Origin of the sequence: Sphingomonas hankookensis (genome assembly GCF_022664465.1) — a bacterium.
Taxonomy (GTDB): domain Bacteria; phylum Pseudomonadota; class Alphaproteobacteria; order Sphingomonadales; family Sphingomonadaceae; genus Sphingomonas; species Sphingomonas hankookensis.
The window spans coordinates 275,623-288,975 of sequence record NZ_JAKREV010000005.1; the positions used below are offsets into that span (position 1 = coordinate 275,623).

The 13,353-nt window shown below is 69.6% G+C and carries 14 protein-coding genes; 10 read left to right on the plus strand and 4 right to left on the minus strand.

Features of this window, described 5'->3' with window-relative positions; genetic code table 11:
* Nucleotides 1-137 precede the first annotated feature (137 nt).
* The 4 genes from metX (at nt 138) to MF610_RS14670 (ending at nt 3,482) form a co-directional block, all read left to right on the plus strand.
* A complete protein-coding gene (gene metX, locus MF610_RS14655; RefSeq protein ID WP_242198962.1) occupies nt 138-1,265 on the plus strand; it encodes a homoserine O-acetyltransferase MetX in 1,128 nt (375 codons plus the stop codon).
* The gene (metW, locus tag MF610_RS14660) at nt 1,262-1,849 is read left to right on the plus strand and encodes a methionine biosynthesis protein MetW (protein WP_242198966.1); all 588 of its coding nucleotides are present in this window, start codon (nt 1,262-1,264) and stop codon (nt 1,847-1,849) included. Before metX ends, metW begins: the two co-directional genes overlap by 4 nt.
* Before the next feature lie 74 nt (nt 1,850-1,923).
* On the plus strand, nt 1,924-2,640 hold the full coding sequence (locus MF610_RS14665) for a hypothetical protein (protein WP_242198969.1): 717 nt from the start codon (nt 1,924-1,926) through the stop codon (nt 2,638-2,640).
* Between the two features lie 41 nt (nt 2,641-2,681).
* Nucleotides 2,682-3,482, plus strand: coding sequence for a DUF72 domain-containing protein (locus MF610_RS14670; protein WP_242198971.1), 801 nt, complete (start codon nt 2,682-2,684; stop codon nt 3,480-3,482).
* Here the strand turns inward: MF610_RS14670 and MF610_RS14675 are convergent.
* From MF610_RS14675 to tsaD, 3 genes are read right to left on the minus strand one after another with little or no spacing between them, the layout of a single operon-like run.
* Nucleotides 3,418-3,822 (minus strand): hypothetical protein, encoded by a 405-nt coding sequence (locus MF610_RS14675; protein WP_242198974.1) that lies wholly within the window; start codon nt 3,820-3,822, stop codon nt 3,418-3,420. The two genes, MF610_RS14670 and MF610_RS14675, sit on opposite strands and share 65 nt — an antisense overlap.
* A complete protein-coding gene (locus tag MF610_RS14680) occupies nt 3,819-4,793 on the minus strand; it encodes an NAD(P)H-dependent glycerol-3-phosphate dehydrogenase (RefSeq protein ID WP_242198977.1) in 975 nt (324 codons plus the stop codon). The genes MF610_RS14675 and MF610_RS14680 overlap by 4 nt, the downstream gene beginning before the upstream one ends.
* Nucleotides 4,790-5,830, minus strand: a complete 1,041-nt coding sequence (gene tsaD, locus MF610_RS14685; RefSeq protein ID WP_242198996.1) for a tRNA (adenosine(37)-N6)-threonylcarbamoyltransferase complex transferase subunit TsaD — start codon at nt 5,828-5,830, stop codon at nt 4,790-4,792. Before tsaD ends, MF610_RS14680 begins: the two co-directional genes overlap by 4 nt.
* Before the next feature lie 84 nt (nt 5,831-5,914).
* On the opposite strand from tsaD, the gene hemC reads away from it, so the two are divergent.
* The 6 genes from hemC to MF610_RS14715 are packed head-to-tail and all read left to right on the plus strand — an operon-like array spanning nt 5,915 to nt 11,246.
* Complete coding sequence (hemC, locus tag MF610_RS14690) at nt 5,915-6,826, plus strand: hydroxymethylbilane synthase (protein ID WP_242198999.1); 912 nt, start codon at nt 5,915-5,917, stop codon at nt 6,824-6,826.
* On the plus strand, nt 6,823-7,494 hold the full coding sequence (locus tag MF610_RS14695; RefSeq protein WP_242199018.1) for a uroporphyrinogen-III synthase: 672 nt from the start codon (nt 6,823-6,825) through the stop codon (nt 7,492-7,494). Before hemC ends, MF610_RS14695 begins: the two co-directional genes overlap by 4 nt.
* A gap of 30 nt (nt 7,495-7,524) precedes the next feature.
* Nucleotides 7,525-8,445, plus strand: a complete 921-nt coding sequence (locus MF610_RS14700; protein WP_242199022.1) for a hypothetical protein — start codon at nt 7,525-7,527, stop codon at nt 8,443-8,445.
* Between the two features lie 10 nt (nt 8,446-8,455).
* Nucleotides 8,456-9,640 (plus strand): acyl-CoA dehydrogenase, encoded by a 1,185-nt coding sequence (locus MF610_RS14705; protein ID WP_242199038.1) that lies wholly within the window; start codon nt 8,456-8,458, stop codon nt 9,638-9,640.
* Nucleotides 9,640-10,143, plus strand: coding sequence for a GNAT family N-acetyltransferase (locus MF610_RS14710; RefSeq protein WP_242199041.1), 504 nt, complete (start codon nt 9,640-9,642; stop codon nt 10,141-10,143). Before MF610_RS14705 ends, MF610_RS14710 begins: the two co-directional genes overlap by 1 nt.
* Nucleotides 10,140-11,246, plus strand: coding sequence for a CaiB/BaiF CoA transferase family protein (locus MF610_RS14715; RefSeq protein ID WP_242199044.1), 1,107 nt, complete (start codon nt 10,140-10,142; stop codon nt 11,244-11,246). The genes MF610_RS14710 and MF610_RS14715 overlap by 4 nt, the downstream gene beginning before the upstream one ends.
* Nucleotides 11,247-11,520: 274 nt before the next feature.
* Here the strand turns inward: MF610_RS14715 and MF610_RS14720 are convergent, their stop codons facing one another.
* Complete coding sequence (locus tag MF610_RS14720; protein ID WP_242199047.1) at nt 11,521-13,347, minus strand: AsmA family protein; 1,827 nt, start codon at nt 13,345-13,347, stop codon at nt 11,521-11,523.
* Nucleotides 13,348-13,353: the final 6 nt, after the last annotated feature.

Consider the following 13,353-nt stretch of genomic DNA (forward strand, 5'->3'; position numbering starts at 1 on the left):
TCCATAAACGCAGCGGTTGCGGCTCCAGCACAATCGTCAGCGCATATGAATCCCCGCCTGCGCGGGAATGACGATGGGGTGGTGTCGCACGCCCCAACCCTTGAACCCGCCGCGCCGCCCGCCTAACCGCAAGCCCCATGGATTCCCGTTTCGGCCCCGATCGTCGCGCTACCCTTGCCACCGGCCTTGCGCTGGACGGCGGGGCGATGCTGCCATCGATCGACATCGCCTATGAAACCTATGGCACGTTGTCGCCCGCGCGCGACAACGCGATCCTGATCTGCCACGCGCTGACCGGCGACCAGCATGTGGCGTCCACCCATCCGCGTACCGGCAAGCCCGGCTGGTGGTCGCGGATGGTGGGGCCCGGCAAGCCGATCGACCTGACCAAGCACTTCGTCATCTGTTCGAACGTTCTGGGCAGCTGCATGGGATCGTCCGGTCCGGCCAGCATAGATCCTGCGATTGGCACCCCCTATGCGATGCGCTTTCCGGTGCTGACCATCCGCGACATGGTTCGGGCGCAGGGGATGCTGCTCGACCATCTTGGCATTGAGCGGCTGCGTGCGGTGGTCGGCGGATCGATGGGCGGCATGCAGGCGCTGTCGTGGGTGGCGACGCTGCCCGACCGGGTGGAGGCGGTGGTGGTGATTGCGTCGACCGCGCGGCATTCGGCGCAGAACATCGCGTTCCACGAAGTCGGACGGCAGGCGATCATGGCCGATCCCAACTGGCGCGGTGGCGACTATTATGCCGACGGATCGCCGCCCGCCGCCGGGCTGTCGGTCGCGCGGATGGCGGCGCACATCACCTATCTGTCCGAAGCGGGCCTGACCGCCAAGTTCGGCCGCAAGCTGCAGGCGCGCGCCGATGGACAGGCGGGCGCCAAGACCTTCGGCTTCGACGCCGATTTCCAGGTTGAAAGCTATCTGCGGCATCAGGGGCTGACCTTCACCGACCGGTTCGACGCCAACTCGTACCTCTACATCACCCGCGCGCTCGATTATTTCGATCTGGCGGAGGAGCATGGCGGCGTGCTCGCCAATGCGTTCCGCGCGACGAAGGCGCGGTTCTGCGTAGTCAGCTTCGACACCGACTGGCTGTATCCTACTTCCGAGTCGCGCAACATCGTTCATGCGCTGAACGCCGCCGGGGCACCGGCCAGCTTCGTCGAACTGTCGTCGCCGTTCGGGCATGACGCGTTCCTGCTCGATTCGCCCGAACTCGACCGGATCATGCGCGGCTTTCTGGAGGCACGGACATGAGCCTGCGTCCCGACCTCGCGATCATCGCCGCGCATGTCGCGCGGGGCAGCCGCGTGCTCGATGTCGGTTGCGGCGACGGGCAGCTGATGGCGGCGCTACGCGACGAACGCGGCGTCGATGCGCGCGGGTTGGAGATCGATCCGGGCAATGTCGCCGACGCGATGGCGCGCGGGCTGTCGGTGATGCAGGGCGATGCCGATCGCGACCTTGCCGACTATCCCGATGCCAGCTTCGACTATGCGATCCTCAGCCAGACGTTGCAGACCGCGATGCACCCGCACGTCGTGCTCGACCATCTGCTGCGCATCGGCGCGCAGGCGTTCGTGTCGTTCCCGAACTTCGCCCATTGGCGCGTGCGCGCGTCGCTACTGTGGGGCGGGCGGATGCCGGTGACGAAGCTGTTGCCGCTCGAATGGTATGAGACGCCCAACATTCACCACCTGACGATCGATGATTTCCGCGCCTATGTCGGCAAGCAGGGCATCACCGTCGTCGACGCATGGTTCCTGTCGGGCGGCAAGCGGACCACCGCGGCGGCGGCGAATTTTCGCGCCGAACATGCGGTGTTCCTGCTCAAACGCTGACGTCGCGTTAACCATTACGAAGGCTTTGGCGCCGATATTTCCGTTGGTCGGGGGACAAGACGGGAATCGGTTCGATGCGTACACGCCTGCTCCTGCTCGCTGCCTGCAGCGCCGCGCTGCTCCATGGCTGCGCGCGCAAGACGCCCGAGGTCGCGGTGGTGACGCCGCCGCCGGTACCGGTCGCCACGGCTCCCGCGCCGAAGCCCAGGCCGCCGCTAGGGGCAGCCGCCGGCCTCACCATTCCCGCCGTCCTGTCCGACGGCAATTACGCGACGCCGAACCATGCGCTGTCGGCCGATGCCGCGGTATGGCATTTGCGGTCGGCGCTGAACGTCGCCGCACTCCAGTGCAACGTCGCCGACCCGACCGGGGTCGCGCAATATAACCGGTTGCTCAAGGTCCATGCCGCCCGCTTTGCCGCCGCGCACAAGGCGCTGGAGGCCGAATATCGCCGCGGCGGGGGCGACTGGCAGGACCGGTTCGACGACTCGATGACCCGCGTCTACAACTACTTCGCCCAGCCGCCGGTGCGCGACCAGTTCTGTGCCACCGCACTACCGATGCTGGCGCAGGTGGCGGACATGCCGGCAGGCGGGATCGACGGCTTCGCCGCGCCCGGCATCGCCTCGCTCGACCAGCCGTTCGTCGATTTCTACCTTGCCTATGACCAGTATCGCGTCGAACTGGCGGCGTGGCACGCGGGTCAGGTGCCGAAGCTGGCCGTCGATCCGCAGATACTGGTGGCGTCGACCGACGTGACCGGCGGCGGATACCGGATGGCGGCGCGCTGAATCGCTTGCCCGGGCGGTCGCGCCGGGGCACGATCGGTGGCATGACCCAGGCTCCCATTCGCATCGGCATCGGCGGCTGGAGCTTTCCGCCGTGGCGCGGCACCTTCTATCCCGACAAGCTGGCGCAGAAGCGCGAGCTGGAATTCGCATCGCGCGCGGTAACCGCGATCGAGATCAACGCGACCTATCACGGCACGCAAAAACCGGCGAGCTTCGCCAACTGGGCGGCCACCGCGCCCGACGACTTCGTCTTCGCGGTCAAGGCGTCGAAATATTGCACCAACCGCAAGGTACTCGCCGAGGCCGGCGAATCGATCGAACGGTTCGTCGGCTCGGGCATTACCGAGCTGGGCGACAAGCTCGGCCCGATCCTGTGGCAGTTCATGGCGACGAAGAAGTTCGATGCCGACGATTTCGCCGCGTTCCTCGCGCTGCTCCCCGATGCCCATGCCGGGGTGAAGCTGCGCCATGCGGTGCAGGTGCGCCACGACAGCTTCGCCGTGCCGGAATTCGTGGCGATGGCGCGCAAGGCCGGGGTGGCGATCGTCTATGCCGATTCGGCGGACTATCCGGCGATCGCCGACGTGACCGGCGATTTTGCCTATGCCCGGCTGGAGAATGCGCAGGAAGCAGTCGCCACCGGCTATGACGACGCCGCGCTCGATCGCTGGGCGGCGGCGGCACGAATCTGGGCAAGCGGCGGGGCGCCGAAGGGGCTGCCCCATGTCGAGACTACGGCACCGGCGAAGCGGCCGCGCGAGACCTTTGTTTTCTTCATCAACGGCGCGAAGGTGCGGGCACCGCATGGGGCGATGGCGCTGGTCGAGCGCGTGTCGCGCTAGGCCGCATCGCTACCAGCGCGTCGGCTATCGTCCAGAGTTCGCCCCGCTGGACCAGATGTGCGACGGTATAGGCACGACCCGAACGATAATAGGCGGTGAATTTGCAGGCGATCTTGATCGGATCGTCCGCAAACGCATTGCCGCAGAAGACGTCGGTTACCCGTTCGACCGGTTGTGCGGCATAGGTCGCGAAGCCATCGCCAGCTACGGCCTGTGCGGTCAGGCTATCGGCAACCGCCGAATCGCGGATGCGCAACGCGCTGAGGACCTGGGCATCGGTCGGACACAGTACCGGCATGGCGCAGCGGACCGCCCCGGCCATCGCCAGCAACAGGATCACAGCCCTTCGTGCCGCAGCGGTCGGCTGAGCAGCGTATCGATCACCTGACCCACCGGCGTTCCGGCGAGCAGCGCACCGACCGCCGCCGTCACCGGCATGTCGACCCCGGCCTCCGTCGCCGCCTCGCACAGCACCGGTGCGGTGAACGCCCCTTCCGCCACCGTGCGGCGATCGGACAGCAAGTCGCTGGCCGCCCGCCCCTGCCCCAGCCCGACGCCCAGCGAATAGTTGCGCGACGCGGTCGAGGAACACGTCAGGACAAGGTCGCCCAGCCCCGATAGCCCGGCCAGTGTCTCCGCCCGGGCACCGCGCGCCAGCCCGAACCGGGTCATTTCGGCGAAGCCGCGCGCGATCACCGAGGCGCGCGCATTCTGCCCCAGCCCCGCGCCCTCCACCACGCCGCAGGCGATGGCGAGGACGTTCTTCACCGCCCCGCCAATCTCCGCGCCGATCACATCGTCGCTGGCATAGGGCCGGAACGCCGGTGCCGCGAGCCGCTCGGCCAGCCGGTCGCGCAAGGCCGCATCGGCGCAGGCGAGAGTGACGGCAGTCGGCTTGCCCGCCGCGACCTCGTGCGCGAAGGTCGGGCCGGACAGGACGGCGACCGGCGCCTGCGGGTGGACGGCGCGCGCGACCTCGCCCACCAGCAGCCGCGTGCCGGCCTCGATCCCCTTGGCGCACAGCACGAGCGCGCGGGTGCCGACGTCGGTCGCCGACAATACGCTGCGGACATGCTGCGCCGGGGCGACGACCAGCAGCGCGGCGACGTCGTCCAGTGCAGCGACATCGGTCGTCGCGTGGATCGCGCTCGACAGGGTGACGCCGGGCAGGAAGAGCGGGTTGGTCCGCGTGGCGTTGATCGCCTGCGCCACCTCATCCTCGCGCACCCACAGAGTGACGTCGCCGCCGCGCGCCGCGACCTGTGCCAGCGCGGTGCCCCATGCCCCGCCGCCGATGACCCCGATCTTCATGCCTTCACTCCTGCCCCGCGCACCTTCTCTGCCGACGGATCGAGCGGCCAGCGCGGGCGCGCCGCCACGTCCAGCGGATCGCTATGCCCGGCCATGAACCGTTCCGCCCCGGCCCAGGCGATCATCGCCGCATTGTCGGTACACAGCCAGAGCGGCGGCGCGACGAAACGCAGGTCGTTGGCAGCCGCCAGTCCCTCCAGCGCGCCACGCACCGCCCGGTTGGCGGCGACCCCGCCTGCGACCACCAGCGCCGTCACCGGCCCGGCCAGCGTCAGCGCAAGGCGGGTACGGTCGAGCAGGCAGTCGACCACCGCCTGCTGGAACGACGCGGCGATGTCCGCGGTCGAATGGATGCCGGCATCGTGCGCGCGCAGCACCGCACTCTTGAGCCCGGCGAAGGAGAAATGCGGATCGGGCGTGCCGAGCAACGGGCGCGGCAGCGGTACCGCGGTCGGATCACCGTCCAGCGCCGCCGCCTCCACCCGCGGGCCGCCGGGATAGCCGAGGCCGAGTACCTTCGCAGTCTTGTCGAACGCCTCGCCCGCCGCATCGTCGATGGTGGTGCCCAGTCGGCAATACTGGCCGACGCCATCGACGCGCAGCAGCTGACAATGGCCGCCCGACACCAGCAGCAACAGATACGGATAGGCGAGGTCGGGATCGGTCAGTCGCGGGGAAAGTGCATGCCCCTCCAGATGATTGACCGCGACCAGCGGCTTGCCCGCCGCCAGTGCCAAAGCCTTGGCGGTGACCAGCCCGACCATGACGCCGCCGATCAGCCCGGGACCGGCGGTGGCGGCGATCGCGTCGACGTCGCTCAGGGCGACACCGGCGTCGGCCAGCGCCCCTTCGACCAACGAAGGCAGTATCTCGACATGTGCCCGCGCGGCGATTTCGGGGACGACCCCGCCATAGGGGGCATGGGCGGCTTCCTGTCCGGCGAGGCGGTGCGACAGGATGGTGCGGTCGCCACGGACGAGCGCGACGGCGGTCTCGTCGCAGCTGGATTCGATACCGAGGATGAGGGGGTTGGCCATTGGTCCGGCTGTAGCGCGGATTGAGGGGCGGGAGAAAGGTTGGTTCATCTTGCCCCGGACGAACGCGATGCGTAGCGAGCAACCATGACGTTCAAACTAGGCACGCGCGGATCGCCGCTGGCGCTGGTGCAGGCGCATGCCACGCGCGATGCGCTGGCGCTGGCCCACCAGATCGACCCGGCGGAAATCGAGATCGTGGCGATCCGCACCACCGGCGACCGCGTGCAGGACCGCGCGCTGGCGGAGATCGGCGGCAAGGCGCTGTGGACCAAGGAGCTGGACCGCGCCCTGTGCGCGCACGAGATCGATGCGGCGGTCCATTCGATGAAGGATGTCGAGACGATCCGTCCGACCGAGATCCGGATCGCAGCGATGTTGCCGCGCGCGGACGTGCGCGACCGGCTGGTCGGGATCGCGTCGCTGGCCGATCTGCCGGCGAACGGGGTGGTCGGGACCAGCAGCCCAAGGCGGGCGGCGCAGGTATTGCGCCACCGGAGCGACGCGCGGATCGTGCTGTTCCGCGGCAATGTTGACACGCGGCTGTCGAAGTTGGCGGCGGGGGAGGTCGATGCGACGCTGCTGGCCGCCGCCGGGCTGATCCGGCTGGGCCGGCACGAGGTCGGGACCGCCGTGCCGATCGACACGATGCTGCCCGCCCCGTCGCAGGGTGCGGTCGGGATCGAGGTGCGCGCCGACGACGATGCCGCCCTCGCCTTCGTCCGGGTGGTCGACCATGCGCCGACGCATCAGGCGGTGCGCGCCGAACGCGGCTTCCTCGCGGCGCTGGGGGCCGATTGCCATTCGCCGGTCGGGGCGCTGGCGACGATCGAGGGTGACGTTCTGACACTGCGCGCGCAATTGCTGGCGCAGGATGGCAGCGCGCAAATTTCGGATAGCGGCAGCGGCGCGATCGACGATATCGACCTGCCGCGCGCGCTGGCCGAGGCGATGCTGGCGCGCGCCCCCGATAGCGTGGCGCGGCTGTTCGCCCGGTGAGCCTGCCGCTGGCGGTGCTGCGCCCCGAACCGGGCAACACCGCCACGGCGCAGGCGATCGAAGCACTCGGGCGGCGGGCGATCCGCCTGCCGCTGTTCCGGATCGTGCCGATGATGTGGGAGCCACCGGCGGCAGCGGCGCACGATGCGCTGATCCTGACCAGCGCCAATGCCGTGCGGCAGGCGGGCGCGGCACTCGCCACCTATGCGGCACTGCCGGTGCATGCGGTGGGTGGCGCGACGGCAACGGCGGCGCGGGCGGCGGGGCTGCGGGTCGTGGTGACCGGCGAGGCCGATGGGCAGGCCCTGCTCGACGCAGCGGAACGCACAGGCGTGCGCCGCGCGCTGCTGCTGACCGCGCGCGACCGGGCGGTCGAGCGGCATCCGGTGCTGACGGCGGTGCGCGCGGTCTATGCCAGCGAGGCGATCGAGGGGGTCGATGCTGCGGTGCTGGCCGGATCGGTCGCGCTGGTTCACTCGCGGCGCGCGGCGCGGCGGCTGGTCGAACTGGTCGCCGATCGCGGCACCATCGCCGTCGTGGCGATCGCACCGGCGGTCGCGGCGGTGCTGGGCGACGGGTGGCGTGCCGTCGCCATCGCCGGGCGCCCGGACGATGCCATGGTGGTCACGGCGGCGGCGGCGCTGGCCGACCGGCTCTCCCGCGATTGACCCGGCGGACGGGCGCGGGGATAAGGCGGCATGATTAGCGACGATCCGCCCTTCCCGACGACCCACCGCCCGCGGCGGCGGGGCAGTGGAGGCTGGCTGGTGATCGCGATCATCGCGTTCGCCATCGGGATCGGCGCGACGCTGCTGGTGCTGCGCTATGTCGCGCCGCAGCTGGGCTGGACCACGCAACAGGTCGCGGCCGTGCCGAGCGCGCAGCCGACCCCGGTCGCCACCGCAGCGCCGCCCCCGGCACAGGTCGCCGCACTCCCCATCCTGTCGGCGCGCGAGGCGGCGCTCGCCGCGCGCATCGCCGATCTGGAAACGCGGATCGTCGGGCTGGACAGTAGCGCGCGCAACGCCGCAGGCTATGCCACCCGCGCGGAGGATATGATGGTGATCGTCGCGACGCGCCGCGCGCTCGATCGCGGACGGCCGCTCGACTATCTCGAACAGCAGCTGCGCGACCGGTTCGGTGCCAGCCGTCCCGATGCGGTGCGCACGCTGGTCGCCACCGCGCAATCGCCGGTGACGCTCGACGACCTGCGCAGCGCGCTCGACGCGGTGGCGACGCCGCTGGTCGCGGGTACGTCGAACGAGGGCTGGTGGCGGTCGCTGCGCCGCGAGTTCGGTCAACTGATCGTGCTGCGTCAGGGGCCGACGCCGAGCAGCCGCCCGGTCGACCGGCTAGACCGCGCGCGCCGCCGGCTGGATACCGGACAGGTCGAGATGGCGATGGCGGAGATCGAGCGGATGCCCGGAGCCGCCAGCGCCGCCAGCTGGACCGCCGCCGCCAAGCGCTATGTTGATGCGCGCAAGGCGCTGGTCGACCTCGAAGCGGTGGCGCTCACCACGCCGCGCCCGGCGCCGGTCGCCCCGCCGGTGATCCTCCAGCCCGCCCCCGCAGACCCCATTCCCCCGGCCGAGACCGATCCGGTCGGCCAGACGCTGTAAGGACATCATCATGGCCGATATGGGCCGGTTCGACTGGCAAGACCCCTTCGCCCTCGACGCGCAGCTGACCGACGAGGAACGTATGGTCCGCGACGTGGCGCATGGCTATGCCCGCGAAAAGCTGTTGCCGCGGGTGACCCGCGCGTTCCTCGACGAGGATTTCGCGCGGGAGATCATGGTCGAAATGGGTGCGTTGGGCCTGCTGGGCGTGACGATCGATCCGGAGTTCGGCGGCGCGGGCATGGGCTATGTCGCGTACGGGCTGGTCGCGCGCGAGGTCGAGGCGGTCGATTCGGGCTATCGCAGCGCGATGAGCGTGCAGTCGAGCCTCGTGATGCACCCGATCAACGCCTATGGTTCGGACGAACAGCGGCGCAAATATTTGCCCAGGCTGGCGAGCGGCGAATGGGTCGGGTGCTTCGGGCTGACCGAGCCCGATGCCGGGTCCGATCCGGCAGGCATGCGGACGCGCGCCGAGAAGATCGATGGCGGCTATCGCATCAGCGGCGCCAAGATGTGGATCACCAATTCGCCGATCGCCGACGTGTTCGTGGTGTGGGCGAAGTCCGACGCGCATGACGGCAAGATCCGTGGCTTCGTGCTGGAAAAGGGCATGAAGGGACTGTCGGCGCCGAAGATCGAGGGCAAGCTGAGCCTGCGTGCATCGATCACCGGCGAGATCGTGATGGACGCGGTCGAGGTCGGCGAGGATGCCCTCCTACCGAACGTCGAGGGGCTCAAAGGTCCGTTCGGCTGTCTCAACCGTGCGCGCTACGGCATCGCATGGGGCACGATGGGCGCCGCCGAGTTCTGTATGCACGCCGCGCGGCAATATACGCTCGACCGCCAGCAGTTCGGCGTGCCGCTGGCGTCGAAGCAGCTGGTGCAGCTGAAGCTGGCCGACATGCAGACCGAGATCGCATTGGGGTTGCAGGCGGCGTTGCGTGCCGGGCGGATGTTCGACGAGGGGCTGCTGGCGCCGGAAGCGATCAGCATCATCAAGCGCAACAATTGCGGCAAGGCGCTGGCCATCGCGCGCGTCGCGCGCGACATGCATGGCGGCAACGGCATCGCCGCCGAGTTCCATGTGATGCGCCATGCGATCAACCTCGAAACGGTCAATACCTATGAGGGGACGCACGACGTCCATGGGCTGATCCAGGGCCGGGCGATCACCGGGATCGCCGCGTTCTGATGGACCGCCAGCCGGTGCTGGTCGGTGCGCTGGTCACGGTCCGTCCGACCGTGGCGGACGAGTTCGGCGCGCTGTACACGGTCGCATCGGACCCGGCGATCTGGGACCAGCATCCTGCGCACGACCGCTGGCAGGAGAGCGTCTTTCGCGCGTTCTTCGACGAAGGCGTGGCGACCGGCGGCATGCTGACCATTCGCGATACGGCGGACGACGCGGTCATCGGCGCGACCCGCTATGCGCCGGCGGGCGACGATGCGGTCGAGATCGGTTGGACCTTCCTCGCGCGCAGCCATTGGCGGCGGGGGTATAATCGCGAGTTGAAGCGGCTGATGATCGACCATGCGCTGGCGCAGGTCGGCGCGGTGCGGTTCAGCGCCGGGGTCGACAATCACCGGTCGCGGCGGGCGATCGAGGCGCTGGGCGCGACGCCGCTGCCCGCGGCGATGGTCGAGCGCGGGGGAGAGATGGTGCCGCGCGTCCTCTACGAACTGCGCCGGCCGTGAAGCCGCTCGCCGGCATCCGCGTGGTCGAACTGGCACGCATCCTTGCGGGCCCGTGGTGCGGGCAGCTGCTCGCCGATCTGGGGGCGGAGGTGGTGAAGGTCGAACGGCCGGGTGCCGGCGACGATACGCGCCACTGGGGGCCGCCGTTCGTCACCGCGCCGGACGGGTCGAACCGCGACGCCGCCTATTTCCACGCTACCAATCGCGGCAAGCGGTCGGTGGCGATCGATATCGCCACCCCCGGAGGGCAGGCGGAGGTCCGCGCGCTGGTGGCGGATGCCGATGTCGTGATCGAGAATTACAAGGTCGGTGGCCTCGCCAAATACGGGCTCGATCATGCCGCGCTGTCGGCAGTGCGGCCGGGGCTGATCACCTGTTCGATCACCGGTTTCGGCCAGACCGGGCCGTATGCCCACCGGGCGGGATACGACTTCATCATCCAGGGGATGGGCGGCGCCATGTCGCTGACCGGCGAGCCCGACGGGCCGCCGCAAAAGGCCGGGGTCGCCTATGCCGACCTGTTCACCGGGGTCTATTCGGCGGTCGCGATCCTTGCCGCGCTGCGCCGACGCGACCTGACCGGCGAGGGGGCGCAGATCGACATGGCGCTGCTCGACACGCAGGTCGCAGTGCTCGGCAACCAGGCGTTGAACTGGCTGGCGGGGGAGAGCGTGCCGACGCGGATGGGCAACGGCCACGCCAATCTGACCCCCTATCAGGCGTTCGAGACCGCCGACGGCGCGCTGATCATCGCGGTCGGTAATGACGGACAGTTCGCGCGGCTGTGCAGGGTGCTGGGGCTCGAACTGCACCTTGATGCACGCTTCGCGACCAATCCGGCGCGGGTGGTCCATCGCCGCGAGCTGATCTCGGCGGTGCAGGCGGCGGTGGCCGGGTGGCGCAAGGCCGATCTGTATGAGGCGCTGGAAGCGGCGGGCATTCCCGCCGGACCGATCAACGCGCTGGACGAGGTGTTCGCCGACCGCCAAGTGGTAGCGCGCGGCATGGCGATCCGCCCCGATGGCCTGCCCGGACTGGCAGGGCCGATCGTGATCGACGGCGAGCGGATGGTCGCCGAACGGGGCGCTCCCGAGCGGCCGTGAGCGTCAAAGTTCACTAAGTTCACACTCGTGGCGCAGTTCGTGATGTGCTTCTCCCCTCCCTGACAAGCATTCCTCTGCGAAAGTCCCTTTCTCGTACCCCCGCGTAGGCGGGGGGCCAGGGGCCAAAGGCGCAAACCGTTGTTCTATTTGGCTCTGGCCCCCCGCCTGCGCGGGGGTACGGCAAGATCGGGCGAACGTTGCACTCTCGCAGAAATATCCTTGTCAGGGAGGAGAGCATGTCCACCCTCGCTGCTTCGACCCTTGTAGGAAAGCGCTATCGCAGCACGCGCCCGACCAGCGCGCCGCAATCGGCATTGCCGGCGCGCGGACCGTCGTCGCCGTTGATCGCGCGGCCGAGCATGCGCAGGATGCCGCCCGCGCTCCTGATGCCCGGCGGGACCTGAATATCGGGCGCCTGCACGCGGCCGGTGATCCGCACCGGGCGGTCGAGGTGGAACAGCGTGCGCTGCTTGGGCGTGCCGGTCAGCGCGATCGACAGCGTCTCGTCGGACAGGCGCACCACCCCCTGCCCCCGCGTCTGCGCGCGCGACGTGTCGATCAGCAGCGGATCGATCCGCCCCAGTCCGTTGATTACGTTCAGCCGGAGGCCGAGGCAGCGCAGCCGCGCCTGCGCATCGTCGTCGGTCAGGATGCCGCGCGCGACGTCGGCGCCAAGGAACGACGCCATCTTCGCCGGCAGCGTGCCCCCCGTCGCCGCAAAGCCGATCGTACCGTTCGACCGGCCGACCGCCGCGCGGATCGTGTCGCCGCTGCCGGTCAGCTTCACCCGGGCGCGCAGCGGTGCGTCGACCGGCGCGCCGCCGGCAAAGGTCGAAATGCGCGAATCGGTGAGCGTCAGGTCGAAGGTCGCCTTCGGCGTCGTCCGGTCGCGCTGGTCGACCACCACCTGTCCGGTGATCCGCCCCTGTGCCAGCCGGACGGTGATCGGCGCGACGGTCAGGCGGCTATGGTCGATCGCCAGCACGGTATCGAGGCTGCGCAGGCCGGGCATGTCGAGCAGCCGGTCGACGCGGATGGCGAGCTTGCCGTCCAGATCGGCCATCTTGGCGAGGTTGATGCGCGTGCCGGGCACGACGCGCGGGCCGATGCGGCGCTCGATCGCGGCGGCGCGGGCGCGGCCTTCGTCGGTTTCGAGGTCGGCGAACGACAGCGAAGCGAAGTGCAGCCGCCCGTCGATGCCGGTGCGGCCGTCGTCCTCGGTCACGGTCGCGTTGGCCGCGGCCAGCCGCGAACGGCCGATCGTGCCCGACAGCTTCTCGACCACCCAGGTCGGGTCGTCATGCCGCACCCGCGCGGTCAGATTGACCGGCTGGGTCCCGAACAGCCCCGCCTCGATCAGGGCGTCGAGCGTCTTGAGGTCGTTGGCGCGCGCCGTCAGGTCGACGGTCATCTGTTTGGTGTCGAGCGGCGAGGTCATGATGCCCTTCGCATCGACGGTGATCGTCGGGCCGGCGACGCGTGCGGTGAATGGCCACGCGCCGTCACCCCGGATCGCCGGACCGGCAAGGGCGACCGTCACCGGGCGGTCGTCGATCGCGCCGTTACCACCCGCGCGGAACCCCCGTTCGTCGGAAGCGACGGTGACGGCGAAGCGGCGGTTCTGCACCGCGTCGCGATAGTCGATCACGAGGTTACGGATCGTCAGGCTGGTGATCGCCGAGGCCGACCCCTTGGTCCCGCGCTGGTCGGGCGCCCAGTTCTTGCGGCCGTCCTTGCTGCGCACCATCGCCACTCGCCCGCCATCGATGGCGAGGGCGGTCAGGTCGAAATGCCCACGCAGCAGCGGCAGGACGCGGAAGCGGAAATCGATGCGCTTGAGGTGGACGAGGTCGCCCTTCCCCGCCCATGCCGGCTGCGCGATCGTCAGGTCGCGGACGATCAGCGTGGGCGAAAACGACAGCGGCTCGACCCGCTCGATCGTACCGATCGACACGTCGGACTTGAAGCGTTCGGCCAGCTTCATGCTCACCCGCTCGCGCAGCACCCCCCACGGGAAGGCGGCGAGGATCAGCAGGATCACGAGCGCGAGGCCGACGATGCCGCCGAGGATGAACCGCCATGTACGCGAAAGCCAAGCCATAGGGCG

What these genes read in the sequence shown, in the direction of transcription:
- tsaD (WP_242198996.1), bottom strand. Translation starts at nt 5,830, where the DNA reads ATGGCCAACCCCCTCATCCTCGGTATCGAATCCAGCTGCGACGAGACC.
- MF610_RS14705 (WP_242199038.1), top strand. Translation starts at nt 8,456, where the DNA reads ATGGCCGATATGGGCCGGTTCGACTGGCAAGACCCCTTCGCCCTCGAC.
- MF610_RS14680 (WP_242198977.1), bottom strand. Translation starts at nt 4,793, where the DNA reads ATGAAGATCGGGGTCATCGGCGGCGGGGCATGGGGCACCGCGCTGGCA.
- MF610_RS14710 (WP_242199041.1), top strand. Translation starts at nt 9,640, where the DNA reads ATGGACCGCCAGCCGGTGCTGGTCGGTGCGCTGGTCACGGTCCGTCCG.
- metW (WP_242198966.1), top strand. Translation starts at nt 1,262, where the DNA reads ATGAGCCTGCGTCCCGACCTCGCGATCATCGCCGCGCATGTCGCGCGG.
- MF610_RS14670 (WP_242198971.1), top strand. Translation starts at nt 2,682, where the DNA reads ATGACCCAGGCTCCCATTCGCATCGGCATCGGCGGCTGGAGCTTTCCG.
- MF610_RS14700 (WP_242199022.1), top strand. Translation starts at nt 7,525, where the DNA reads ATGATTAGCGACGATCCGCCCTTCCCGACGACCCACCGCCCGCGGCGG.
- MF610_RS14665 (WP_242198969.1), top strand. Translation starts at nt 1,924, where the DNA reads ATGCGTACACGCCTGCTCCTGCTCGCTGCCTGCAGCGCCGCGCTGCTC.
- MF610_RS14720 (WP_242199047.1), bottom strand. Translation starts at nt 13,347, where the DNA reads ATGGCTTGGCTTTCGCGTACATGGCGGTTCATCCTCGGCGGCATCGTC.
- metX (WP_242198962.1), top strand. Translation starts at nt 138, where the DNA reads ATGGATTCCCGTTTCGGCCCCGATCGTCGCGCTACCCTTGCCACCGGC.
- hemC (WP_242198999.1), top strand. Translation starts at nt 5,915, where the DNA reads ATGACGTTCAAACTAGGCACGCGCGGATCGCCGCTGGCGCTGGTGCAG.